We start from the raw sequence: 26,796 nt of genomic DNA on the forward strand, positions 1-26,796 counted from the left end.
GTTCAAGCGCATAGGTCGCGCCGAGGCCCGGCGTGAAGCCGAATTTGACGAAATTAGCGCTATAGGTGCCGTCGCGGTCGAGCACGACGTGATCGGCGTGCAGCCCGAACGTCAGCCCGCCACCGGCCGCGTGACCGCGCAGCGCGGCAATCACGGGCACCCGGCAGCGCGCGAGCCCCTCGTAGAGGAATGGCACGTCCGTGAAGCTGCCCTCCTTGCGCGCGAGGCGTTCGAGCGCTGACGGCGTGCCGCCCATGCTGAACACCTTGTCGGTCCCCGTCAGCACCACGGCACGCACGGCCGGGTCGGACTCGATCGAGCCGAATGCCGCCGCGAGGCCATCGAGCAGCGCCTCGGTGAACATGTTGTTATCCGCGACCGCCTGCATCCTGACGAGCGCCACGCCATTGGCGAGCACCTTCAGGGTGACCGGGTCGTTGCCTGCCACATCGCTCATGTTGGAATTTCCTGTTGATTCGGAGTGTCGGGCGGCGGGCGACACGGCCCGCGCCGGCGCCTGGGCAGTCCCCTCGCGCTGCCAGCGGCCGATCCAGAAGCCCTGCGGGTGAAACAGGCGGGGCACCGGGAGAGCCACGCGACGCGCGCGCACACTGGCCCACGGCGCGGCTAAATCGACGTCGTGCCCGGCCACCCATCGCTCGATGGGACCGGCATCCAAGGCGGCGGGCGTGGCGGCCGCCCCCGCGTCGGCCGTCCCCGTCAGCACGCCCGTCACGACTTCGCTACGCACGTAGGCCCGCAGCAGCGCGACCGCGTCGCGAAGATCGGCTGCGCGGCAGGCGAGCCGGTGGGTCAGGTGGCTGCGATGCGCCTGCAGCGTGTAGGCGACGTCGGCGAGGCGTAGCGGATGATCGCCGACCGCGCCGGCACCCGAGAGCGCCTCGTCGGGATCGACATCGCGGCCGAGCCGCCGCGACAGCGCCTGGAGATCGGCGCCCTCGATACCCAGGCTGCGCGGCGTCTCGTCGGGCCCGAGATCCGTGACGCAGACGCTGACGAGTTCGGCCGCGATCGCCAGCGCGTCGGGCCCGGTGTGGTCCGGCACCGCGTCGAGCGCCTGCGCCATCCGGTCCGCGTAGTCGCTCAGCCCCGCCGCGTCGCGGGCGGACAGAACGAGCCACTGCGCGCCACCGTCGGACGAATCCGCAGCCGCCGGGTGAACCGGAGGTTCGTCGATGATGAGATGTGCATTGGCGCCGCCGGCGCCGAACGCGGACACGGCGGCCCGCCGCGGCGCGCCGGCGATCGGCTGCCACGATGCGAGCGTTTGCTGTACGTGCAGGCCGAACGGCGCCATCCTCAGTGCGCCGTTCAGCTCACGCGAGTGCAGCGACGGCGCGAGTTGTCGCGCGCGTGCCATCAGCAGCACCTTGGTCACCGCCGCGATGCCCGCGGCGCTTTCGAGGTGCCCGATGTTCGACTTGACGGACCCGATCGGCAGCGTCGCGCCGCCGTCGCGACCCAGCACGCGGCCGATACTCTCGACTTCGATCGGATCGCCAAGCGCGGTCCCGGTGCCATGCGCCTCGACGTAGGACACACTGGCGCCGTCGATGCCGGCGTCGCGCAGCGCGCGGGACATGACCTCGGCCTGCCCGGCCGGACTCGGCACCGTGAAGCCGCCGGTGCGGCCCGCATGATTGAGCGCATGCCCACGGATCACGCCCCACACGTGATCGCCATCGCGTAGCGCATCGCGGAGCGGGCGCAGCAAGACCGCGCCGACGCCCTCCCCGGGAACGTAGCCGCTGCCACCCGAGCCGAAGCTGCGGCACCGGCCGTCGTCGGACAGAAATTGGCCCTGCGCGAGTTGCAGGTATTTCTGCGGATGCACGGCGAGATTGACGCCCCCGGCGATCGCCATCGTGCAGGCGCCGCCGCGCAGCGCATCGATCGCAAGGCCGATCGCGGTCAGCGACGACGAGCACGCGGTGTCGACCGCCATCGACGGACCGCGCAGGTCCAGCGCATACGACACGCGGTTGGCCACCGACGCGTGCATGGCGGCCGGGGCGACCTCATCCGGATCGCCGCATAGCTGGTAGTGGTTCCACATCACGCCCGCAAACACGCCGACATTCCGGTCCGCCAGCGCGCCCGCAGGATGGCCAGCTGCTTCGAGCAGCGTCCAGCAGGTCTCCAGGAACAGGCGCTCCTGCGGATCGGCGCGTTCGGCTTCGCGCCGCGACATCTGGAAGTGCGCGGCATCGAACCCTTCGATATCGCCGAGAAAGCCGCCCCACCGTCCGTACGTGCGCCCCTCGACGCCGCGCTGCGGATCGAACAGCGCAGCATGATTCCAGCGTTCGTGCGGCACTTCGGTAATCGCGTCGTACCCGTCGCGCAGACGCATCCAGAATGCGTCGATATCGTCCGCGCCGGGATAGCGGCCGGCCAGACCGACGATCGCGATATCGTCCGCACGCTCGTGCGGCGCCGACTCCCACGCCGACTCGGCCGCGAGCGGCACGGCGCCGCCGTCGCCGCGTTCGCGCGACAGCCAGTCTCGATAACGCGGCGCATCGCCGTGCAGCACCGCGAGCGTCGTGTCCTCCGGCCGCGAGCGAAGCGTGGCTTGCAGGCACGTGAACGCGTCGGCGCTCGGCAGCGGACGCAGGCCCGTGCGCGCCATCGCCTCGTCGAGATCCGCGCCGGCCAGACGCATGCCGCCTTCCGCCCACAACGGCCATGCAATGGCCACGGTCTTGCCGCTGCGCGTCGGATCGAGGCGCCGGCGCTCGGCAAGCGCCTCGAGCATCGCGTTCGCGAACGCATAGGCCCCCTGCCCCGGGTTCGGGCGCCATGCGGCCAGCGACGAAAACGCGCAGAACAGCGTCAGCCGGTCCCGCGCCGTCGCTTCATCGAGCGCCTGGAAGCCCGCCACTTTCGATGCGGTCACCGCGCGGCAAGCAGCAGGCGATACCGTGAAGTGCAGTGCGTCCGACTGCACGCCCGCCACATGGAACACCGCGTCGATGCCGCCGAAACGCTGCCGGATCCGGTCGAGCACCGCATCGAGCCCCGCCCGGTCGGTCACGTCGCAGCGCTCATGCGCGATGCTGGCCGGCGCGGGCGTGCGCCCCCATTCGGCCAGCAGCGCGGCATCGGGCTCCGAGCGGCTGAGCACGATCACGCGGGCCCGCGCATGCGTCGCCAGCCAGTGCGCGAGCTGCACGCCGACGCCTCCCGTCCCGCCAGCGACCACGCACACGGCTGCGTCGGGCAATACCGGCGTGCGCGCGCTGGCGTCGCCGGCGGCAAGGATGCGCGGCACCAGCGCGCGTACGCGCGAGGACCCGTCCGGCAGCGCCGAGACGAGGCCGGCGGTCGCGGGAAACGTGTCGCCCGCCCGCGCGAGCTCGTCCAGCACCGCGTACTGCCAGCCGCGCTCGGGAACGAGCAGCGCACGCGCCGCGATGCGCGGGCTCTCGACGCGCACGCCGCGCAGAAACGCGGCGAACCCGTGCAGCGTCGCGGACGCGGTCTCGCCGCGCTCGACGACCAGCAGCGCGATCGGTCGCGCCCCGCGATGACAGGCCGCCGTCCAGCGCGCGAGTTCGGCCAGTTGCCCATCGGGCGCGCCGTCATGGTCACCGAACCAGACGAGCGCATCGGGCGCGCCGTCGCCGCGCGCGGCCAGGGACACCGGATCGTCGAGCGCGATGAGGTCGACGCCGCGCCGTTCGCGCGCGGCTGCGCTCAAGCTGTCGAACGCGCGCGCAGGCAGCCCGTGGACGGCGATTCGCGCAGCGCCGGTCGGGGCCGGGCGACGCCGATCCGGTATCCAGGCGGGCGCCGCGAACCCGGTTTGCGCCACGACCGGTGCGGCGGCGGGCGCCGCCGTCACGGGCTCGGCGCTCGCGTGGGCGGTCAGCGGTCCGAATGTGGCCAACAGGTGCGCATCGAGGGCCGCGATATCGCGATGCTCGAACAGCAGCGTCGGATAAATCTCATTGCCGACGACCTGTTCGAGCCGCGCCGCCAACGCGAGCAGATCGCGCGAACCCAGCCCGAGTTCGTAGAAGCCGAGGTGCGTGGCAATCGAGGCCGCCTCGATCGACAGAATCTCGCCGATCCAGATCCGCAGCAGCGCCGCATAGGAGCCGGCCTGGACCAGCTCAGCCGTGGCGGCCGGCGCATCGGCCAAAAGCGCGTCACCCGTCGCCCGTGCGCGCGGCAGCAGCAGCCGGGTGATCAGCTCGGGCTGACGGATCCGCTTGCAGGCAAGTCGGCGAAAGCTCGCGCAATGCCGTCCGTCGCGATCGTACAGGTCGTAGTCGTTGCTGATCACGTCGCCCGTCGCGGCCAGGATTTCCGTACCCGGCGCATGCAGGAAGAACTGCTCCGACAGCGGCGCGACGAGCCGCACGCGGTCGATCGAGACCGGAATGAACGGCGCATCGAACGCGGCCTCGGTTTGCGCGTAAGCGGCGATCGTCGCGGCGTCGAGCGCAGCCGGGTGCATATGGAATCCCGGCTCCGGCGGCACTTCGAGCCGCAGCTCGCCCAGTAGCGCACCGCCGCCTTTCCATAGACGGCCGGTGCAGCGCATCGGCGCGCGATGGTCGATCCGTTCGAGCCGGGCGCGACGGTACATTTCGCTCATGTCGAGCGCATCCGTCATGCGCGCCTTCAGCGCGGCAACATCGAGCGCGGGCGCCGGCGGGTCGCAATCCACGACGAGCACCGCGCGCATGTTCTCGGCGAATGCGCCGTCGTCGCCCCAAACCCTGCTGTCCACCAGCACCGAGCCTGCATCGCCTTCCGGGAGCCAGATTCGCACGCGCAGTTCGCGATCGCCGTCAGGCGACGTGACGACGGGTTCGCTGAACAGGACCCGCTCCAGTGCGTATCCCGTCCACGCATGTCCACGGGCCTCGAGCACCCGCGAGGTCAGGTCGAGAAACACCACGCCGGGCATCACGGACACGTCGTGAACCCGGTGGTTCTGCATGACGAGATCGGTATGTGCGAGCCGCAGCGTACAAAGAATAGATGGGTTGTTCACGATGTCGTCAATTCAGGGTAAGAGGCGGCGTCACCGAGGGCATCTCCGAAATGGAGGCTCAGCAACGATGAAGGAGCAGCCGCACGCGCAGCTTCGGGTGCAGGCGACGGGGCGGGCGGCCGTGCGCTCGAGCGCCGTCCATCGCGTTCGAGCCACAGGCGCCGGCGGCGCAGCACCGGCGGCGCGAGCGGGACCCGCACGGCAGCGTGCGCGGGCGCCTCGCCGACGATCACGTGCGCATTGCTGCCGCCGAGACCGAACGCGCTGACGCCGGCCACGCGGGGCCCCGGCAATGGCCACGCGGCACACTCGCGCGGAATGAAGAACGGCGAATGCGCCAGGTCGAAACGCGGGTTGGGCGTGTCGCAGAACAGCGTCGGCGGAACCCGCCCATGCTCGACCGCCAGCACCGTCTTCGCGAGACCGGCGGCGCCAGCCGCGCTCAACAGATGGCCGAGATTGCTTTTCACGCTCGCGACCGCGCAGTAGCCGCGCTGGGTCGTGTCGTGCCGATAGGCGTCGTTCAGCGCTTTCAACTCGATCGGATCGCCGATCTTCGTCGCCGTGCCGTGCGTCTCGACCATGCCGATCTCGTCCGGACGCCGCGCGGCCCGGGCCAGCGCCGCGCGAATCACGTCCTTCTGGGCGTCCGGGTTGGGCGTGGTCAGCCCCATCGTCCGGCCGTCGTTGTTGATCGCGCTCGCCTCGATGACCGCGCGGATCCGGTCGCCATCGGCCAGCGCGCGCGAGAGCTTCTTGAGCAGAAACACGGCGCAGCCCTCGCCCGGCACGAAGCCATCGGCGTTGCGATCGAAGGTCCGGCAGCGTCCCGTCGGCGACAGCGCGCCGGCGCGCGTGAACTGCACGTAAACCTCCTCGTCGAGAAGGACGTCGACGCCGCCGGCAAAGGCCAGCTCCGCGTCGCCCGACAGGATGGCCTGGCAGGCCTGATGCAGCGCGCTCAACGATGACGAGCATGCCGAATCGATGACCATGTTGGCGCCGCGCAGATCGAGGAAATGCGCCAGGTGGGCTGCGATGAAGTTCTGGTCGCCGCCGAGCCCCGAATCGAGCCCCGCGTTCTCGACGCGCTGCCCGTACCGGCCCATCCGCGCGCCGACAAACACGCCCGTATTGCTGCGCCGCACGTCGGCCGGCTCCCGTCCCGAATCGGCAAGGCAGTTCAGCGCCACTTCCATGAACAGGCGAATCGCCGGGTCCAGCGTCAGCGCCTCCTCCTCGCCGAGACCAAAGTAGTCCGGGTCGAACGTCTCGATATCGTCGACGAAGCCGCCCCAGCGCGACACGCTGGAGCCGGGCGCGCCCGCCGGGTCGAACAGCGACGCGGTATCCCAGCGTCCCGCCGGCACCTCGGTGACGGCGCAACGGCCGTCGGCGAGCAAGCGCCAGAACGCATCGACATCGGGCGCGCCGGGCAAGCGCACCGCCAGCCCGACGACGGCCACCGCGTCCCGGTCCGGCGTGACGGACGCCGTTTGGTCCAACGCGGACATGGGCGAGGTATCAGGCATCGGCGCAGGCTCGTCGCGCGTGCTTCGCGGCGCCCCGACCACCGCCGACGGACTCGTCGCGGCAGGCGCCGCGTGAGCGGACCGAGACCGGTCGCCGGTGTCGCCGTGCGCTTCGTTCCGCGCGGCGATCCCCATCGAGGACAAATACGCACTCAACGCATCGACCGTCGGATGTTCCAGCAGCAGGCCCGGTGCAAGCGGCTCACCGATGCATGCCTCGATATCCTCGACGAGCCGGCCCAGCATGATCGATTCGACGCCGAGTTCGGCAAAGCTCGCCGATGCCGGAATCCGCTCGATCGGCAGGCCGGTGCGTTTCGCGAGCACCTCCCGCAACCAGTCCGGAGCAAGCGCGCCGGATTCATGCACGGGCGATGCGGCGTCGGGCGGAACCCGAACGGACATCTCCGCCATGGCAGGCGCCTCCGCCACGGGGCCGGACGCGAGCAGCGCGGCATCGACCGGACAGTACCGGGCCGAGCCCGACAGCGCGACCGTCCGCCACAGGACGTCGAATGCCTCGGCATCCGACAGCAGCGGCAGCCCCTGACGCTGCATCGCCGCCATCGCGGATGCATCGACCCGCGAATCCCGCCAGGCCGGCCAGGCGATCGACTTCAATTGCGGAAACCCGCGCCGCTGCCATTGTTCGGCCAGCCGGTCCATCGCGCGATTGGCGGCCGAGTAGTCGCCCACGCCGGCGCCGACCGCGTCGACCACGGCCGAAATCGACGAGAACAGCACGATGAAATCGGGCTGCGCCGTCGCGACGCCGCGCAGCAGCGCGGCCACGCCTCCGGCCTTCGGCGCCATCACGTCCGCGATCGCGTCGGCGGGCCGGTCGACGAGCGCGCCATGGCCGCGTGCGCTCACGCCGGCGCAATGAAACACGCCGCCGAGCCGGCCCAATTCGCGATCGATCGCCGTCAGCCAGTGCCCGATCGCCACCTCGTCCTCGACGCACGCGTAATGGACGACGACACGCGCGCCTTGCCGTTCGAGCGCACCGACGAGGGCGTCGGTCTCGGCCGTGCGAGTTCGGCCCAGCAGCGCGATGTGACGCGCACCGCATCGCACCAGCTCGAGCGCGAGCCTCGCGCCGATGCCGCGCGTGCCGCCTGTTACTGCATAAGCGCAATCGGCGCGCGGCCGCCACGACGACGGCGCACGTTCGACGGGCTGCCAAGCAGGCACGAGACGGCCGAGCGGCGAGAGACAGAGGTCGCCCGCCGTCGGGCGCGCGACCTCGCCGGCCAGCATGGCCGACAGCGCTTCGCATGCAGCGCGATCCCCGAGCGCGATCGGTCCCACGTCGATGACCGAGCATGTGGTCCCGCGGTGTTCCGCGGCGAGCGCATCGAGCAGGCCCGCCAGCTCCGCGCCGGAGCCGCTGCCCGGTTCGGCCGACGGACCATGCAGCCCGCTGACCACCTGCACGATCCGCAGCGGGGTGACGGCCGATCCGCGCGCGAGCGCTGCGCAGATCTCGAACGCGGGCTGCCAGGCGCCGCCGCCGGCTTCGAGGTCGGTCAGGATCAACACGGTCGTGGGCCGCTCGCGCATGCCGGCATCGGCCTCCTGCCGGACGTGCATGCGGCGCGGCGCGAGCCGGACCGCCAGTGCGTCCGCCAACGCGCGCGCCGTCTGGCCGGCGATGCAGAGCACCGGGCCGTCGTCGTGCCCGCCGGCCGCTGCAGGCGGGTCACCGGCAGGTCGCCACACGCGCTCCGCGAGCGGAACGGGTCGCGCCGGCGGCGCCACGCCATCGTCGACCGCGTCGATCCAGCAACGCATCCGCGTAAACGGATAGCCGGGAAGCGCAGTCCACGCCGCGGCCCGTGGCCAGTCGACGTGCTGGCCGGATACCCACGCGCGCGCGAGCGCTTCGAGCGGCAGGCCGGCATCGCACGACGCGGCCTGTGGCACGGCACGGCCGCGCACGCCTACGGCCTCGCCATCGGCGAACGCCCGCAGCAGCACGATCGCCGCGTCGATGCTGTCGCACGGCGCGGCCCAGCGCTCACGCAGGGGCTCACGGCCCAATTGCAGCGTGGCGGCAACCTGCGCCAGCGACGGCGTTTCCTGGTCACGGCGTGCCAGGAACGCCGCCAAGCGGCCCGCCATCAGCCGCAGCGCGTCGTTCGTGGCGGCCGACAGCACGAGCAGCCGAGGCCCCGCCGCGTACGCGGCTGCCTGCGCCAGGTCCGGCGCAGCCTCCAGTACGACATGTGCATTGCTGCCACCAGCGCCGAATGCGCTGACGCCGGCACGCCACACCGGCCGACCACCGTCGATGCGCGGCAGCCACGGCTGCGGCGTCTGCGGAACGACGAAGCACCGCCAGTCGATGTCGGGATTCCCGGCCGTCGCATGCAGCGACGGCGCCAGCGTCTTGTGACGCATCTGCAGCAATACCTTGGTCAGCCCGGCGATCCCGGCGGCGGCCTCGAGATGCCCGAGGTTCGACTTGATGGAACCGATCGCGAGCGGCGCGGGCGCCTGCGCAAGCGAGAACGCCGCATCGAGCGCGCGTGTTTCGATCGGATCGCCGAGCGCCGTGCCGGTGCCATGGGCCTCGATATAGGACACGCTGTCGCCCGCAATGCCGGCGTCGTCGAGCGACGCGCGCACGAGCGCCGCCTGCGCCTGCGGATTCGGCACCGTGTAGCCGTTGACCTTGCCACCGTGATTGACCGCGCACCCGAGCACCACACCGTGGATACGATCGCCCGCCCGCTGCGCGTCGTCGCGCAAGCGCAGGATCACGACGCCGGCGCCCTCGCCGGGGATAAAGCCATCGCCGCCCAGCCCGAAGCTGCGGCAGCGCCGATCGCTCGCGGTCATCCCCATGCGCGCCTGTTGCACGAACTTGTTCGGATGCAGCGCGAGACTCGCGCTCCCAACGATTGCGAGCCGGATGCGACCTGCGCGCAGTGCTTCGATCGCGAGCTGCATCGCCGTCAGTGACGATGAGCACATCGTATCGACGGTCAGGCTCGGGCCGCGCAGATCGAGATGGTAGGAAATGCGATTGGCCATGCCGGCCGGCGTGGCGCCAGCATCAACGAGGTGCTCGGGCGTGCCGGTCTCGATACCGAGCAGCGGATAGTCGTTGTGCATCGCGCCGATGAATACGCCGACCTCGCCGTCAAATTCGGCGCGCAGCCGAGCCGGCGGAAAACATGCGTCCTCCAATGCGTGCCAGACGGTTTCGAGCAGCACGCGCTCCTGCGGATCCATCCGGTGCGCGTCGAGGGGGGCGATGCCGAACACGAACGGATCGAAGCCGGCCACGTCGTCCAGGAACGCGCCCTGCATCAGCAGCGCGTGACCGGGAACATCGCGGGCCCGTTGCGGCGGCAAGCCGCCGACCAGGTCGGCGCCAGCGACGAGCCGCTGCCACAGCGTGTCGACGTCGTCCGCGCCCGGGTATCGGCCGGCAAGGCCGATCACCGCGACCGCGCGGTCGGCGTGGGCCGTGCCGAATTGCGCCGCCTGGGCGACGACGGGGGGGACGACGGAACCGGGGGGCGGCGCGCCGATTTCGGCGAGGCGCGCCGCGACTGCCGCCAGGTCGCGGCATTCATACAGCAAGGTGGCCGGCAGCGACGCAGCCGGCGCATGCCGTGATAGTTCCGCGACCACGTCGGTTGCGATGCGCGAATTCAGACCGTAGCGTTCGAGTTCGACGTGGTCGTTCAAGGACGGCTCCGCGATCCCGCTCGCGCTGGCGAACGCGGCGCGCAAGCGCGTGCGCCAGTCCTGCCCCGGCGCGTCGGCTTCGGCAGGCGCGGGCGCGGGCGCATTGAGCCAATACGCTTCGCGCGCAAACGGCGACGTCGGCAACGGCACCCGCGGCGGCACGACGCTCCAGAATGCGCGCCATTCGATCGTGTGGCCGGCGAGCCAGTCCTGCAACGCGCCGCGAAACCCGGCGGCCTGCGTCGCGACGCCGAATTTGTCGGCCGCCGCGCGCCCGACATGGATACGCGGATCGCTGCTGCTGCGCAGGTACGCGCGCAGCAGTTCGATGGCTTCCTCGCGATCGGCCGCTTCGATCGCCAGCCGATGTTCGCCATGGGCCCGGGCGAGTTGCGAAGTGCCGCACACGCCCTCCCACGAATCGTGGTCGCGGGCAGTTTCGAGCGCAGCGAGCCAGGCATCGGCCAGCGCCTCGAGCCGCGCGACCGACGGTGCCGACAGCAGCATCACGCGCGGCCCCTGTGCCATGACGCGCGAGCGGGCCGGGGGCGCGGCCAGAATCACCTGCGCGCTGGCGCCGGTACTCCCGATCGCGTTGATCAGCAGGTGCGGCCCCCCCCGCCGCGCAGGCAACGCAGTGAAGCCGCGAACCATGCGCACCGGCCCCGCGTCGAGCTCGACGAGCGGCGAGGTCGACGGCGCGACGAGGGTTGGCGCGAGCCTCCCGTATTCGAGCTGGAGCAGGACCTTCGATATCTGCGACAGGCCGGACGCCGCCTCGAGATGGCCGATGTTCGGCTTGACCGTCCCGGCCAGCACGCCGTCCGCAAACACGCGCGCGAGTGCCTGCCACTCCGCCGCATCGGATACCGGGCCACCGGCGATCGCGCATTCGACGTAGTCGATCTCGCCGCTGTCGAGGTTCGCCCGACGCAGGACCGCGCGCAGTCCCGCCTCGATAGCCGCTTCGCTGGGGCTGCCATAGGCGGCGCGCGCGCCGGATTGTTCGAGATGGGTGCCGAGGATCTGCGCGAGGACCCGGTCCGCGTGCGCATCGGCGGCGTCGGCGCGGCGCAGCAGCAACGCACCCGCCCCTTCGCCGATGACCCAGCCGGTGGTGTCGCCGTCGAACGCGCCGGCAGTCACGCGCGCCGCGACGAAGCCGAGCGCGCTCAGCGCGTCGATGTGCGACGGATGCGCGATCAGGTTGACCGCGCAGACGACGGCGCTATCGCAGTCCCCGTTCGCCAGCGCGGTACAGGCGAGATGCAGCGCGCTGAGACCCGACGAGCACGCGGTGTCGATCGCGAGGCTGGGTCCGGTGAAGCCGAACACGGCCGAGATCCGGTGAGCGATTTCCGAACCGCTGGCCGTCATCGCGGCGATGCGGCCCACGGCGCCCACACCGTATTGCCGGTAGTCCTGCCACAAATGGCCGACGAACACGCCGGTCCGCTCACCCGCCTGTTGCAGCGAACGCGCGTCGTGCCCGGCCCGCTCGAGACACTCGCGCACGACTTCCAGCAGCAGTCGCGTCTGCGGGTCGAGCTGCGCGGCATCATTCGGCGCGATCGAGAATGCAAGCGCGTCGAAGCCGTCGATCCGGTCGAAAAAGCCGCCAGCCAGCCGGTGATGCGCGCCGATGCCGTGACGGCGCGGCGCCTCGCGCAACGCGCGCTCGCCATTGCTGAGCAGCGCCCAGAATGCGTCGGGCGTCGCCGCGCCCGGATAGCGCAATGCGTGACCGACGATCGACACCGGCGCGCGCGGCTGGCCCGCGGCATCATCCGCCATCCGCAGCGGCGCCGGAACCCCCGGTGCCGGCGCGTAGGCGACCGGCCCCAGCAGGAAGCTGTGCAGCACGGTCTGACCGGCGTGCAGTTGCAGGCTCGCCTGCACGTCCGCCGTGTCGAAGCTGCCGATCGGGCACAGTCCAAGGCCGCTCTCATGCTGGCCCAGCATCAGCAACTGGCCGATGTATCCGGCTTCGAGCAGCAGAAAGCGCTCGGCGTCCGGACCATAGAGCGGCGCGATCGCGCGCGGCTCGCCGACGAGGAACAACGCCATCGCGGCCCGGTCGCGCAGCGGCCGGTTGTAGATGAACTGCGCTTCGCGCGCGAACGTCGTGGCCCGGCCGACTCGCACGAGCGCCGCGGCCGCGCTGTCGAACCAGTAGTAGCCGGCATCGAAGCCGTCCACCCGCCCGACGCCGAGCCAAACATAGATCTGCACGCCGTAGGTGTCGCCCGCAGACGGATAGAGCCGCGCGTCACGCGTGCCGGAGCGCCGGCGCGCCAGCAAGCCGAGCAGCCGCCCCAATTGCGCTTTCGATACGACGCCATCGACAAGATCGCGCTGCGCGCCTCGCCAGGCGAACCACGGCTGCGGCAGGTCGACCGGCGGCAACGATGCGCGCGCCTGTCCGTCGAGATCCGCGCGGCGATTGAGGCCAGCATCGAGGAACGCCTGCTTCGCGACGGGATCGAGCACGTCCACGCGCTCGTGGTCCGCCGGCCGGGCCGGCTCCGGCTGCCGCGCCGCGACCACCGGGGCGGGCGATGCCTGAACCGAGGGCTCCGCGCCGGCCAGATGCGACTGGAGCATCCGGGCGATGCCGGCCACGCTCGGGTCGCGCGTCAGCCATTCGACCTGCAGACGCACGCCGTAGTCGGCGCGCAACGCGCCGCTGACCTGAACCATCGTGAACGAGGTCGCGCCCTGTTCCCACAGTTCGCGAGCCGGGTCCGGTTCGCGTCCGAGAAAGCGTGCGAACAGCTGGCCCAGTTTGCCGGTCAGGGTGGCGAGGTCGGGCGCCGCGGCGGCCTCGCTGGACGGCGCGCAGACCGCGACGGTCGGCTTCGCGGCCACATGGCCCATTCGATTCGTATATGCCGGGGGGGCGGCGCCGGCTCGAGCATCTGCCCTAGCCGCAGCGACGCTTCCCGCGTCGGCCGCGACGCGCGCCTGCGTCCCGCCCTCCGGCAGCGGCCACGGCAGCGCCTGCCGATCGAGCTTGCCGTTGCCGGTCGCGGAAAAGCCGCGCATCACATGGACGAAATTCGGCACCATGCTCGCCGGCAATGCCGACTGGCTGAACGTGCGCAACGCACCCGGATCGAGTTCGGATTCGCTGTCGACATAGGCGACGATCTTCGCGTCGCCGGACGGATCCTGCCGCACCACCACGACCGCCTCTCGCACGCGCGGGTACTGGCGCAGCGCATGCTCGATCTCCTCGAGCTCGATGCGTACGCCGCGCACCTTGACCTGACGGTCCACGCGGCCGCAGAACGACATGCTGCCGTCCGGATAGAACGACGCGCGATCGCCGGTGCGATACATCCGCGCCGTCGGGTCAGCCACGAACGGATCGCGCACGAAGCGCTCGGCGGTCAGTTCCGGCCGGCGGTAATAGCCGAGGCTCAAAACCGCGCCGCCGATAAAGAGCTCGCCCTCGACGCCGTGCCCGCACGGCTGTCCTGCCTCATCGAGGATGTAGTAGCGCGCGTTGTCGATCGGTCGTCCGTACGGAATGCTGCGCCAGCCGGGGTCGATCTCGCCGACCTCGTGGAAGTTGGACCAGACCGTCGCCTCGGTTGCGCCGCCGAGCGAAACGAGGCGCGCGCGCGGAAACGCGGCGGCCAGCACGGGCGGCAAGGACAGCGGCGTATAGTCGCCGCTCAGGAAGACGAGGCGCAGCGCGTCGCGCACGGCGCCGACCGGCAGATCGTCGAAATGACGGCTGACCTGATCGAGCGTGGTCGGCGCCGAATTCCAGAACGTCACCGGATAGTCGGTCAGGATCGCCGCCAGCAGCGCCGGGTCACGTTGCTCGGACTCGCTGGCAAGATACAGCGCCGCGCCGTAGCCGAGCAGGCCCAGTATGTCGAACACCGAAAGATCGAAACCCAGCGAAGTCACGCAGATACCGAGGTCGTCGCCGCCGAAGCGGTACCGGCGCTGGCACCAATCGAGCAGGTTCAGCAGCGGCCGGTGGCTGACCGCCACCCCCTTGGGCTCGCCCGTGCTGCCCGACGTGAAGATCACATAGGCCAGCGAATCGACATCGTTGATCACGTCGAGATTGCGATCGTCATCGGAGCCATGAGGCAACGCGTCGACGGCCACGCAGCAAACCTGATCCGGCAGCGTCACATCGGCGGAGCGCGTCGACAGGACGAGCGCGAGCCGGCAGTCGGCCACCTCGATCATGCGTGCCGCGCGCGCGGCCGGCAGCGAAGGCTCGACCGGCACATAGGCGGCACCGGCCTTGAGCACGCCGAGCGTTGCGGCGATCAACGCCGGCGTGCGCGGCATCGAGATGGCGACCGTCGTGCCGGGGCCGGCGCCCAGTTCGCGCAAACGGCGCGCGATCGCATTGGCCCGCCGATTGACCTGCCCGAACGTCCAAGGCTCGCCGTCGCGCCAGTACACGGCGGGCGCATCGGGCCGCGCAGCCGCGGCCCGTTCGAATGCGAGGTGGACCGGCCGCAACGGCTCAGCCGGCAGCGCCGTCGCCCCCCCAAGCACCTGCGGATCGGCGAGCCAATGCGCGAGCGCCGCGCGATAACGCTCGAACGCGCGCCGCGCGGCGTCAGGCGCGAAATCGCTTTCGCGGCAATCCCAGCCGATCAGCAGGCGATCGTTGACCGACAGCCCCACCGCATCGACCGATATGCCGGGCGTCGCGGTACGCCAGCGCAGCGTGTTCGCCACGCGTTCGTCAACGCGGCCCCATTCGACGATGCCCGTATAGACGACCGGCAGTGCAAGGAGCTCGCCCGCCTGCGCATTGCGCACCGACAGCGCGCCGAGACCTTCGATACCGCCGTGGGCGAGATCGTCGGCGCGGCGTTGCCGGATCGCCCGCGCCAGTTCCGGCAGCGGCGCGCGCAAGTCGATCGCATCGGGTAGCGCACCGTCCGAAAAGCTCAGCCATGCCATCTGCGACGCCTCGCCAGGGCGAACACCGTCGTCCTGCGGCCGGCAGCACACCACCGGCAGCGTAAACGGTCGCGACGCCTCGGGCCGCCACGCCGCGGCCATTGCCGCCACGAGCACGTCATCCGCATCGACTCCGGCCTCACGGCACGCGTCGAGGAATGCGCCGTAGCCGTCGAACACGGCCTCGATGCGCGTCCAGGGCGACCGCGCGGCGGCGCCCGAAAGCCGGTCCGGTCCCGCCGCGAGCGCGGGCATCCTCTCCGGCCAGTATCCGTCACGCATCGTGACGCCCGGCCATGCCACCTCCGCGGCCGCGGCGCGAACGACTGCGCCAGTGCCACCGCACAACCGGGCGGCAAGCGACGCCACGAGCCCGTGGATGCTGCTGGCATCGAGCATCAGCAGGTCGAAACAGACGTACAGCACGGCGCCGCCGGACGGCGTCGCCAACAGATGGGCCTGCTGCAACGGCCAACGACCGGGCGGGAACGGAAGCGTCAGCAGGGTCCGCTCCAGGGCTTCGCCGTGCCGCGTCAGCGCCGCCTCGGCAACCTCGGTGACGCCGAGCCCCGCGACGACATCGCTGGCCGCATGGATTCGCACGTCCCCATCGGTTCCGACCTGGCTGCGCAGCGCGGGCGTCGCCGCGACGAGTGCACACCAGGCCGCTTCCACGCACGCGCGATCGAAGCCGCTGGCGTCGAACGAAAACACCGCGCAGCACGGCTCGGCGTCAAGCGAGGCGCTGCGCTCGACGAAATACGCCTGCTGCAGCCGGTTCAGTGCAGCGCCCGCCGACGCGCTCGCGCCGACCGCACTCAATCGCGCGAGCAGTCGGTCGAGGCACAGGCCGGCCGCCCCCGGCGGAAGCATCGCGTCGGCCACGTCCCAATGCAGTCGCAGCGCACCGTCCGCTTCCCACATCTGATGCTCGAGCGCCACGCCAGAGGTCTGGCAGCTGGCGGCGCGCGTGCGCAGCGCAGCCAGCGCGTCCACCTCGATGCCGAGCAGGCTCGTGAATACCACGGGCAGGCCGCGCGCGGGCGCCGAAGCTGCGCTTTCGCGTAGCGCGACCACGGCCGGGACCGCGCCGTGCGCGAGATGAGCCCACACCTCGCGATGCAGCCGCACGGAAAACGCATCGACGGATTCGTGCACATCCCGCGCGACTGGAACGATCATGCTCGACGTATAAGGGCCGATCACGTCCTGCGCGGCCAGCGGCAGGCGGGATCGCTCGCTCGTCGTCATCACGAACGAGGCGGACCCGGCGCGATCGATCTCCAGCACGACCTCGGCGAACGCGGCAAAGACCAGCGACGTCGGGGATATGCCGAGCCGCTCGGCCTCACGCTTCAGACGCTGCCAGATGGCCGGCGACAGCTCGGCCTCGATACTTCGACGTGCGAACGGAGCCGGGCTGCCGGATGCGGCGCGCCGTTCAGCCAGCGCCGTCGTGACCTGCCGCACGAACGGTCCGGGCGGCGCATCGGCGAGCACCCCTCGCCAGTAGTCGAGCGAAGCCCGCGGCAATGGCCCGCCGAGCAGATTCGCGCACTCGGCGGGAGTGATGGCCGGGGCCTGCAGCACGCACCCTGTTGCCAGGCTCAGCCATTGCCGCAGCAGCAGTTGCAAACCGAAGCCGTCGAGCACGATCGCGTCAAGACTCATCTGCAACGAAACCCGCCCCGGCGAGCTGACGATCGCGACCGCCACCGGGCGCGCCGGCATCCGGTCGGCCCGCGCCCACCATGCATCGCGCCGCGCGGCGAGCGCGCCGTCGTGTGCGTCGTCCGTAACGCGGTCCACGTCCAGCGGCACGTCAGCGCCCGGCACCAGCGTGCCATCGTCCGCCAGCCGGACCGACAGCATCGGCTGCAGGGCGACGAGCCGCATCCAGCCGCTGACCAGCGCATCTGCATCGATACCGGTCACGTCGAACTCGCGATAGAGATGGCAACCGGCCGGATCCGCGCTGTAGCCGGGGTCGGCGGTAACGAGAAACGCCTGTTGCAGCGGCAGCAGCGGCATCCCGGCCCCGCTGCCAGCGGCGTCGGGCGTTGACGCGGACGCGCGGGCGGTGTCATCGCGCCGCGCGCTTGCGATCTCATCGGCCAGTGCGGCCAGCGTCATCCCCGCGCCGAGATCGTCGACCGACACCGGCGCACCGAAATGCGCCTGCACCTCGAGTACGAAGCGCGTGGCCGCGAGCGAGCCGAGCCCTTGGGCGACGAGGCTCGCGTCGACGCCGAACTGCGTCCCGGGGCTGCACGATCGAAGGATGTCCTGCAGCGTATCCAACACGTCGAGCGAATTGTTCATTCCTGGAACCTTGTGAAATCGTGCCGCCGCGCGGCGGGCGTGTACGGTGAACCGGCCGGGGCCGACCAGACCGACCAGGCCGGTCAGCGGCCGACGGCCGCGGCGAGCCTTGCGCGCGCTGGCCGCCGGAAAGGCCCGTTATTTAGTGCGGGTCATGACGACGTTGAAAGGACAGCACGCGGGCCAGATCGGTCGGAGCGCCGCGCATGCCGTCGAGATGGACGGCGCCGGGTATGGCGACGAGCTCCGCGCCGAGCAGGCCGGCGAGCGTGCGTGACCCTTCCGGATGCGTCGTCGTGTCGTGCTCGCCATACCCGACGAGACAGGGCGCGGTGATCCGCGCCAGATACGGACGGCAGTCCGTCGACATGATCGGGTGGTTCATCCGGCAGTACCGTTCGAGCAGCGCGTCATTCGCGAACGGATACAGCACGAGCGGCGCGAGTTCCGGATCGGACAGACGCGCCATGAAACCCACCAGCACGCCGCGCAACGCCTGCGCAGAGACCTGGTTCGACGTCACCATCTCCATCAGCGCCTGCAGGTTGCGCTGGTGTTCGGTCTTGGGCACGTCGGTGCCCAGATCGAGATCGCCGAACCACAACGTCAACGTGCGCGCTCGCCGCGGATAGCGCGCGGCGAACGCGAGCGCAAGCATCGCGCCTCCGCAAATGCCGACGACGTGCGCGTCGTCCCATCCCGCGTCGTCGAGCACCGCCGCCGCATCGCCGACCTGGTCGTCGATCGCGAGCCCGTCGACGCGCCGATCGAGCGAACCGAACATGCCGCGCGTCTCCCAACTGGCGACCGGCCGCGACGCACCGAGGCCCTGCAGCCAACCCGCGGTCAGCTCGGCCGGCATGCCCGGCGCACCGATCAGCAGTACCGGATGCGCCCGATTCGACTGCCCCGCATGGACGACCGGCAACGGCACGCCGTCGGCCGCACTGACGTTGCGGCGGATCACCACACCCTCGAGCCCGCGCGCGCGCGCGGCCGCGAGCGCGCCGGAAGGCGAGCGGCCGGCATCCGGCAGCGGGCCGGCCCCGGTGAGCACGCGCCCCGCGGCCTGCCCGAGGGCGTCCGGCATCGAATCGGGCGCGATGCGCCGCGGCGGGCGCATGCCGGCCGCGGCGAACAGCGCCTCGATCGCGTCGGGCGCGTCAGCGGGAATCCCGAGCGGAACGGGAAGCTGCCGCTCGAGCGGGACGAGTCGCAACACGGCGTCGGCCAGATTCATCGCGCGTCTGGGAACTTGAAGCCGCGCGTGGTCTCGGTGACGAGCCGGTTGTGTCCGTATTCGTCTCGTCCCGCGACGAGCGCCGCGCCGTAACGGTCGAGCTTGATGCTGCCGCCGTACTCCTCGATCGCGTCGGTATCGGGATAGATCCGCACGCAGGTCGGCACATAACGCGCCGCGAAGCCGAGCCGCATCTTCTTCGTGTTGCCGACGTGCGGATGCGATGCATGCATCAGCGTCGACCAGAACATCACCGACTCGCCCGCCCGCAACTCGATCGACACGGCCTTCTCGACCTCCGGCTGCCAGTCAGGGTCGATCTGCAGCTCGCGGTAGTCGTAGCCGAAGAAGCCGCGCCGCACACCGTCTTCCTTCTCCATTGCATTGATCCGGCCGGGGTTGTAGCGCATCTCCTTCGTCTCGTCGTAAAACATCTGCGTATGCGTGCCCGGAATGAACTGCAGGCAGCCCATCTCGATGCTGGCCTCGGTGAACGCGGTCCACACCGTGATCGTGCCGCCGAACGCCCGGTTCTGCGGCCAGACGATCTGCGGCGTGCCGGACGCATTCGCAAAGGTATCGGCCTGATGCCAGTCGGTCCCCTCGTCACCGGGATATTTCGGGAAAAACTCGCTGCGCCAGCACAGCACGTCCGGCCCGAGAATCGACGTGACGCGGCCGACGATTTCGGGAGCGAACACGTGTTCGGCGAGCATCCGGGAATCGAGATGCCGATCGTAATTCGCGATGTTCGTATTGCCGGACAGGCTGTCGAGATCGTAGACGGCGGCGGAACGGTCCATGAGGCGCAGGCGTTCGGCCTTCCACAACGCGTCCATCTGTTCGGGTTCGTAGACCTTGATCGGCGCGATGAAGCCGTTGGCCTTGAACGAGGCGACTTCCTCGTCCGTCAGTCGGGGGAGCGTCGAAACCGTCATTCAGGTGTTCTCCAGTTGCTGGGGGTGGCGTTTCGATTCGCGGTTGACGACGGCCGCGATGTTCGTGATCGAACAGTCGCCGTCAAACTCGACGCCGGTAAGCGGCAGCCCGAAACGGGCGTTCAGTTGAAGGATGATTCGGCTGATCGACAGCGACGTCGCGCCCTGGTCGAACAGATCCACGTCCCACGACAGCCCCGCGTCGTCGAGCGCCTCGCCGCAGATGCCGGCGACCACCGCTGCGATCGAGCCCGTTGGCCGGCCTTGTCGCGCCGATTCGGCCTGACTGAGTGTTTCCAGTGTTTTCATGAGTGCTTGCCCGTTACGTTTTCCGTTGGAAGTCAGAGGGATGGCAGGAACTCCGATAAGGCGCGCCGGCACCATCTGCGGCGGCAGTCGTCTTGCCGCCTCGGCCATCAGCGCGGCGGCGGAGTGATTTCGCGAATCGGGCACGTAGAACGCGAGCAGACGCCGGTCGTCGTCACCCAGGTCCTGGACGACGACGACGCAGGACTCGATGCCGTCGATCAGACCGAGCTGATACTCGACCTCGCGAAGTTCGATCCGGAAGCCGCGGAGCTTGATCTGGTCGTCGCCGCGCCCCACGTAGCGGAGTTCTCCGTCGATGCGGCAGCCGAGATCGCCGCTGCGGTACGCGCGCACGAGCGCGCCGCCGGGGCCGAGCGGCAGCATCACGAACCGTTCGGCGTCGAGTGCCGGGCGCCGTAGATAGCCGCGCGCGATACCGGCGCCCGTCACGACGATTTCGCCCGTCTCGCCCGGCGGCGTCGCCCGGCCCGCGGCGTCGAGCAGATGCACGTCGAGATCGTCGAGCGGCGCGCCGATCGGCGTCGCCTGTTCGTGGACGAGGTCGGCGCAAGACAGCGCGCGATAGGTCACGTGAACCGTCGTCTCGGTGATCCCGTACATGTTGACGAGCCGCGGCGCGTCGTCGCCGTAGTGTTCGAACCAGCGCCGGAGATGGCCCGCCTCGAGACGCTCGCCGCCCATCACGATATGGCGCAGCGCGGGAAACCGGCGTCCAGCCGCGATCGCCGCCCGCGTGAAGTGACTGAATGCGGTCGGCGTGAGCGACAGCATCGTGACGCCGGCCGACTCGACCAGCCCGGCGAAGCGTCCGGGCGCCTCGGCCACCGCGGCCGGCACGATCACCAGCGTGCCGCCGTGCAGCAGCGCGCCCCAGATTTCCCACACGGAAAAATCGAAGCTGACCGAGTGAAACAGCGTCCAGACGTCGTCGGCGCCAAAACGGAAGTGGCGAGCGCTCGTACGAAACAGACGCGTCACGTTTCCGTGCTCGACGACGACACCCTTCGGCTGTCCGGTGGAGCCCGACGTGTAGATCACGTAGGCGCTGTCGCGGGGCGTGACCTCCACGCCGGCCCGAGCCGGCCCGGACGACGCGGCGAGGTCGGCCACGACGCGTTGCGCGCCTCCAGGAACCGGCCGGGTGTCACCCGCTTTCACGACGACGCCGGCCAGGCGCGCGTCGTCGACGAGATAGCGCAGCCGTGCGTCGGGATACCGGGGGTCGAGCGGGACGTAAGTAGCGCCCGCCTTGAGGATGCCGAGCATGCCGACGATCAGCTCGCAGCTGCGCTCGACATACAGGCCGATCAGCGCGCCCCGCTCGGTGGCGACACCAGTCAGTCCGCGCGCGACCGCGCTCGCGCACGCATCGAGTTCGCGATAGGTCAGGCGCACACCATCGAATTCGAGCGCGATGCGCTCCGGCGTCGCGGCGGCCTGCTGCTCGAACAACGTATGCAGGCCGGCGGCTTCGGAAGAAGACGATTTCAGGACGTCCATGCTTGTCTCGACAATTGATGTTCGGCGCGCGCCATCAGCTCCTGCGCGAGCGCGTCCACGTGGCGGCTCGCGCGGCTCTCGAACGCGCCGCCGCGCGCAAATGCGTTGAATGCGCCCATCGCCGGACCGCTGTGAATCTGGAAATTGGCGCGCTCTGCCTCGGCGCCGTTGATCGCCGATTCGATCGAGCGCGAGAAGTACCATTTGAAGACGCGTGCCATGCGCGCCTTCGGGTCCGTCTCCAGGCGGGCCAGCTCGGCCGGCCGGTGCCGCGCGAGCCGTTCGCGCGTGAGATCCCAGATCGCGTCGAGCGACATGCCCATGAAGCGCTCGAAGCCGTCCCGCGTGCGCGCCGGGAGCGCGGCGATGCTGTCGTGGGTCCGGTAGGCGAGATACAGTTGGTTCGCACGGGCCGGAAAGAGCGTGCCGCGCCGGACGACCTGCACGCGCGCGCCGGTGACGAACAGGTCGCCCGCCGGTGCGTAGGCGGTGTCATGCAGCGCGAGTTCCGCGAGCATGTCCTTCACCAGGTCCGAGGTGCCCGCCTCCGGCGAGCACTGGTTCACGGACCCGACCAGCACGAATTCCGCCCCCAACACGAATGCCGCGGCAATCGATTCCGGCGTGCCGAGCCCACCCGCCGCCCCGACCCCGGTCACCGCGTCGAGCGGGGCCTGCGCCGTCATCGCGTCGCGCAGCCGCACGATCGCCGGCAGCAGCGCCAGCGCCACGCCGCCGTCGGTATGGCCGCCGGAGTCGGACTCGACGCACAGCTCCGTCGCAACGGGCAAACGCCGTGCCGCCTCGATCTCCGTCGCATCCAGCCGACCAGCCTCGTGCAGCCGCGTCAACAGCGCCTCGCTCGGCGCAGCGAGAAATGCGCTCGCGACCTCGGCGCGGGACACCTTGGCGAACACCTGGTTCGGCGCATGCGCGCGTCCGTTGCGGATCGACGCGCCACGGAAGCGAAATTCGACGATGGGCGCGCTCACCTGCATGAACGCCGACGCCTCGATATGGCGCACGCGATGCTTCAGATACAGATCGACCGTCTGTTGCTCGAGCGTCGGGCGCTCGGGCGACGCCAGCAGATTCATGCCGAATGGATGCGCGTCGCCCAGCATGCCGCGCAGCTCGACGATGGCGCGCTCGACCTCGTCGAGCGGCAGGCCACCCGCGCCGAAGAAGCCGAGCAGGCCGGCGCGCGCAGCACGCACGACCATCTCGACCGACGCGATGCCGCGATACATCGAACCGGTCACATAGGGGAGACGTACTTGATGCCGCTCGCAAAATGCGCGGCCGAGTCGCGCCCCGCTCCGTGACGGGACGGCGGCCATGCGCTCACCGTCCGCCGGCGCGCCCATGAAGGCCGATGGCCCGACCGCGGCCTGCTGCGCCGCCTTCGCGTCGGGTGCGACAGCGCAGACGGATCCGAGCGCCTCGTTCCAGAGCTTCGACATGGCTTGACCCGGGCCGATCTGCCGCGCGGTCGCGACGCCGCACCGGCGCAGCATCGTCAGCCCATCCCACCACCGGACGCTGCTTGCCATCTGTCTCGCGAGGAGCGTCCGGACATCGCCCTGCGGATACAGCTCACCCGTCACGTTGGCCACGACAGGCGTGTGCGGCTCGCGCATCGGCGTGTTCGTCAAGACCGCCGCGAAACGGTCGGCGGCCTCGCGCATGTGACGGGAATGGAACGCGGCGCTGACGGCGAGCGGGATCACGTTCGCCGTGCGCGTCTTGCGCAGATGCGCCGCCAGCGCCGACACGCCTGCGGCGTCACCCGATACGACCAGTTGCGTCGGCGAATTGATGTTGGCGATCTCGAGACTGTCCGCGCAGCCCGCGCGCATCATCTCGGCCTGCAACACGTCATGATCGAGCCCGAGCACGGCGGCCATCGCCCCGCCCTCGACCTCGCCCATCAAACGGCCGCGCTCGGCCACGAGGCGAAGCCCCGTTTCGAAATCGAAGCAGCCCGCTGCATGCAGCGCGTTGAACTCGCCGAGACTGTGGCCGGCGTAGTAGTCCGGCGACGCGCCGTTCTCGCATTCCCGGTAGGCGCTCAACGCATTGACCACGAACAGCGCCGGCTGCGTGAATGCCGTCCGCTTCAACTGCTGGCCGGCGTCTTCGAGACACAGCGCCTCGATCGAATAGCCAAGAATCGCATCGGCCTTCGCGACGTACTCGGGATACGCCGCGAACAGCTCGCGTCCGCCCATGCCCTTGAACTGGGCGCCCTGACCGGGAAACAACCATGCCACCGTTTCCTGCTTTCGCCTATCCATTCGACATCCTTACTGTATCGCCAACTTTCCGGGATGCCCCGGCAGCGCGCCCGCCCCTGGTTCAAAGCGTTCCCACAGCCCGTCGAGCACGCGGCCGGGGCCGATTTGCACGGCATCGGTCACGCCCCGGTCGTGCAGGAACTGCATCGCGTCGACCCATCTCACCGGCCGCACGATCTGCGTTTCGAGCACCTCGCGCACGGTGCCGGGCCGGTATACCTGGCCGGTAGCGCTCGATACGGTCGGCCATTTCGGATCGGCCAGTTCGAATTCACGCAGCATGTCCCTGAAGCGCGCGGCGGCCTGCTCCGCGTATCGCGAGTGGAACGCGCCGCCCACATGCAGATGAACGGTGCGCGCCAGCTCACGCTCGACCAGCACTGCGTCGAGCGTGGCGATACTCGCGTCGGGGCCGGCGAGCACGGTCTGGGTCGGCAGGTTGTAGTTGGCGACGTCGAGCCCTGTCAGGTCGAGTTCGTCGATCACGCCCAGCAATTGCTCGAGATCGAGGCCGATCACGGCGAGCATCGACCCGTTTCCCGCCGGCGCCATGCAGCGCGCGCGGCACTGCACGATCCGCAGCCCCGTTTCGAAATCGAAGCAGCCGGCAGCGAACAGCGCGCTGAACTCACCGAGGCTGTGTCCGGCAAGGAAGGCCGGCCACGGCTCACGACGGCGTCTTTCCAGAAACATCAGCGCATTCACGACGTACAGTGCCGGCTGGCAGTATTCGGTGGTCGCGAGGCGCTCGTCGGGATCCTCGACGCACAATTCGCGGATCGAATATCCGAGAATCCGGTCCGCCTTGGCGACCAGGCCCGGGAACAGATCGAACACCTGCGCGCCCATTCCGCGCCGTTGCGTGCCCTGCCCCGGAAACAGCCACGCGCGGCTCATGTCCGCACCGCCGCCGCGCACGCGCCGTCGTCGGCCAATCCGCGCGCCGTCGCAACCTCCCACGGATAGCGCCGGCTGCGTGCAAACTCGGTCAGGCGCTGCACGACATCGGTCGACGCCAGGATCGTTTCCAGCTCGTCCAGCGCGCTGTCCAGCGTGACGTCGTCGATCGCGTCGAGGCGTCCCAGATAGCGCTTCGCGCGGCCGATACCTTCCGGCGCGACCATCCGCAGGCGCTGCAGCAGCTTCGGCAGCGCGTCGTCGGCCAGCGTGTCGGCAAGCCCGCACGCTTGCGCGGCCTCGGCGTCGATCGGCAAGGTCGTCAACGTCATCCGCCGACATGCCTGAAAACCGATCCGCCGAATCAGAAACGGGGCAATCAGGCACGGCACCAGCCCCCACAGAATCTCCGGCAAGCTGAACACGCTGCGCGGCGTCGCGATGACGTAGTCGCTGGCGGCCGCGAGACCGACACCGCCGCCACTCGCCTTGCCGTCGACGATGCTGATGACCACGACATCCGCCTCGGTCATGTGCCGCAGCAGTTCGAGAAAGCGCTGACCACCCGAGCCTCTGACCGCATGGCCCGTCGCCGCCGCCTCGAGATCCATGCCGCTGCTGAAGTGGCCTCCCGAGCCTTCAATGATCAGCGCGTACGCGGCCGGGTCCGCTTCGCACGCGCGCAACGCGTCGTGCAACGCATCGACGATCCGCGGCGACAGCTTGTTCTGGGTGGCAGCGGCGTTAAGCACGAAACGGTGCCAGCCAGGCCCACGCTCGGTCAGAACTTCGTGGTTTTGCATATTCAGGCCCACCGGTATTCGCGATGAAAATTACGGATGCCCGCCAGCACGAGCAGGCCGCTGCCGTCGAAGTGAGACTTCATGATGTGCGCGTAAGACGACAGGTCGGGTTGGAGGTCCTGCACGCCGCACATCCTTTGCAGGCTCAGGTCGCTGATCCGCTCGTAATCGTCCATCCCGAGCGCGAGCCGGTCCGCGATCGCGCGCGACAAGCCGCCCTCGCGGAAGCGCCGGATGCCTTGAGGCTGGACCACGCCGCTGTAGAACTCGGACGCGCATCCCGATCCGTACGAGAACAGGCCGATGCGTCGCGCGACCGTCTCGTCGACGTGTTCGAGCAGCGAGCACAGCGCCAGATAGAGCGCCGCAGAGTAAACATTGCCGACCATCTGGCAGACCCGGATCGACGGCTCGACCCGCGACGCGAAATCGGCATCGATGTCGGCCGCGGTCCAGCCGCCGACGCGACTCAGCAGGCGGCGATGCGCCGACTTGACCATCCCGGCGAAAGGCGTATGTAGCACGAGATAGCGGAACGAATCGGCTAGATCGACGCCCTCGACCCGTTCGCAGTAGTGCCGGTAGCTGGCCTCGAGACAAGTCATGTAGGACAGGATCGACAGATCGCTGTCGCCGGCCTCGAGGTCGGGTCGCGGGCGCAAGGTGTCCATCACCTCGAAGCTGTGATAGCCATTCGCGCCGAAATCGACGGCGAGTATCTCGGGCTGGTTGCTGACGAGCATCGCCACCGCGCCGGCGCCCTGTGACGGCTCCCAGTAGGTGTTGCGCGCTGCGATGCTCGACGCATCCGCGGCGATCACGAGCGCCTTCACATCGGGGCGCGGGCTCGCTTTCACAAACGACAGCGCCATCTGCAACGCCGCCGTGCCGCCATAGCATGCATGCTTGACCTCGAACGAACGGCAGCGTCGCGAGAGCCCCAGATAGTGCGCAATGTACGTGCTGATCGGTTTGCCGAAATCCAGCCCCGACTCCGTACCGACGATCACGAGTTCGATCGCGTCGCGTTGCTCGGGCGACAATGCCTCGATCAGCGGCTTGGCCGCATTGACCCCGTTGGTCACCGGGTCCTCGATCGGCAGATTCACCGACTTGCGCGCCATCAGCAGATTCGACATGCGCGCCGCATCAAGCCCTCGCGCCTCGAAAAGCTCCGCGACGCCGAGCGACATGCGTCCGACGTACGCGTGGATCGCCTCAATTCCTACATTCATACATGCTCCACCGCGTTGTGGTCACTT

Annotated in this window: 9 protein-coding genes (1 of these 9 only partly in view); all 9 read right to left on the reverse strand. The window is 69.8% G+C overall.

The features are described from left to right. Positions 1 to 5,029, reverse strand: the 5' portion of a protein-coding gene (locus tag HWX03_RS06980) for an SDR family NAD(P)-dependent oxidoreductase (RefSeq protein ID WP_347879524.1). The gene continues 15,764 nt to the left of window position 1, outside the view; 5,029 of the gene's 20,793 nt are visible here — the first part of the coding sequence; it begins with the start codon at positions 5,027 to 5,029; its stop codon lies beyond the left edge, outside the window. Then, positions 5,026 to 17,529: an amino acid adenylation domain-containing protein gene (locus tag HWX03_RS06985; protein ID WP_175870792.1), complete on the reverse strand. Its 12,504-nt coding sequence runs from the start codon at positions 17,527 to 17,529 to the stop codon at positions 5,026 to 5,028. The genes HWX03_RS06980 and HWX03_RS06985 overlap by 4 nt, the downstream gene beginning before the upstream one ends. A gap of 142 nt (positions 17,530 to 17,671) precedes the next feature. Further along, entirely contained in the window at positions 17,672 to 18,769 is a 1,098-nt protein-coding gene (locus HWX03_RS06990) for an alpha/beta hydrolase (RefSeq protein ID WP_175870793.1), read from the reverse strand. Next, entirely contained in the window at positions 18,766 to 19,707 is a 942-nt protein-coding gene (locus tag HWX03_RS06995) for a chlorinating enzyme (RefSeq protein WP_175820814.1), read from the reverse strand. The genes HWX03_RS06990 and HWX03_RS06995 overlap by 4 nt, the downstream gene beginning before the upstream one ends. After that, positions 19,708 to 21,537 (reverse strand): non-ribosomal peptide synthetase, encoded by a 1,830-nt coding sequence (locus HWX03_RS07000; protein ID WP_244132618.1) that lies wholly within the window; start codon positions 21,535 to 21,537, stop codon positions 19,708 to 19,710. It abuts the gene before it with no gap. Beyond that, positions 21,525 to 23,834 (reverse strand): ACP S-malonyltransferase, encoded by a 2,310-nt coding sequence (gene fabD / locus HWX03_RS36870; protein WP_279612216.1) that lies wholly within the window; start codon positions 23,832 to 23,834, stop codon positions 21,525 to 21,527. The genes HWX03_RS07000 and fabD (HWX03_RS36870) overlap by 13 nt, the downstream gene beginning before the upstream one ends. A gap of 9 nt (positions 23,835 to 23,843) precedes the next feature. After that, positions 23,844 to 24,731: an ACP S-malonyltransferase gene (gene fabD, locus HWX03_RS07005; RefSeq protein WP_175820811.1), complete on the reverse strand. Its 888-nt coding sequence runs from the start codon at positions 24,729 to 24,731 to the stop codon at positions 23,844 to 23,846. Continuing rightward, positions 24,728 to 25,483, reverse strand: coding sequence for an enoyl-CoA hydratase-related protein (locus HWX03_RS07010; protein WP_175870795.1), 756 nt, complete (start codon positions 25,481 to 25,483; stop codon positions 24,728 to 24,730). Before HWX03_RS07010 ends, fabD (HWX03_RS07005) begins: the two co-directional genes overlap by 4 nt. A 53-nt stretch (positions 25,484 to 25,536) precedes the next feature. Beyond that, on the reverse strand, positions 25,537 to 26,769 hold the full coding sequence (locus tag HWX03_RS07015; protein WP_174429059.1) for a hydroxymethylglutaryl-CoA synthase family protein: 1,233 nt from the start codon (positions 26,767 to 26,769) through the stop codon (positions 25,537 to 25,539). Positions 26,770 to 26,796 lie beyond the last annotated feature (27 nt).

Origin of the sequence: Burkholderia sp. BCC0397 (assembly GCF_902832865.1) — a bacterium.
Lineage (GTDB): Bacteria > Pseudomonadota > Gammaproteobacteria > Burkholderiales > Burkholderiaceae > Burkholderia.

Bases quoted from the DNA above. Each gene is read 5' to 3' on its own strand.
- HWX03_RS06985 (WP_175870792.1), bottom strand. From the start codon at position 17,529: ATGAACAATTCGCTCGACGTGTTGGATACGCTGCAGGACATCCTTCGA.
- fabD (WP_279612216.1), bottom strand. From the start codon at position 23,834: ATGGATAGGCGAAAGCAGGAAACGGTGGCATGGTTGTTTCCCGGTCAG.
- HWX03_RS06995 (WP_175820814.1), bottom strand. From the start codon at position 19,707: ATGACGGTTTCGACGCTCCCCCGACTGACGGACGAGGAAGTCGCCTCG.
- HWX03_RS07000 (WP_244132618.1), bottom strand. From the start codon at position 21,537: ATGGACGTCCTGAAATCGTCTTCTTCCGAAGCCGCCGGCCTGCATACG.
- fabD (WP_175820811.1), bottom strand. From the start codon at position 24,731: ATGAGCCGCGCGTGGCTGTTTCCGGGGCAGGGCACGCAACGGCGCGGA.
- HWX03_RS07015 (WP_174429059.1), bottom strand. From the start codon at position 26,769: ATGAATGTAGGAATTGAGGCGATCCACGCGTACGTCGGACGCATGTCG.
- HWX03_RS06990 (WP_175870793.1), bottom strand. From the start codon at position 18,769: ATGAATCTGGCCGACGCCGTGTTGCGACTCGTCCCGCTCGAGCGGCAG.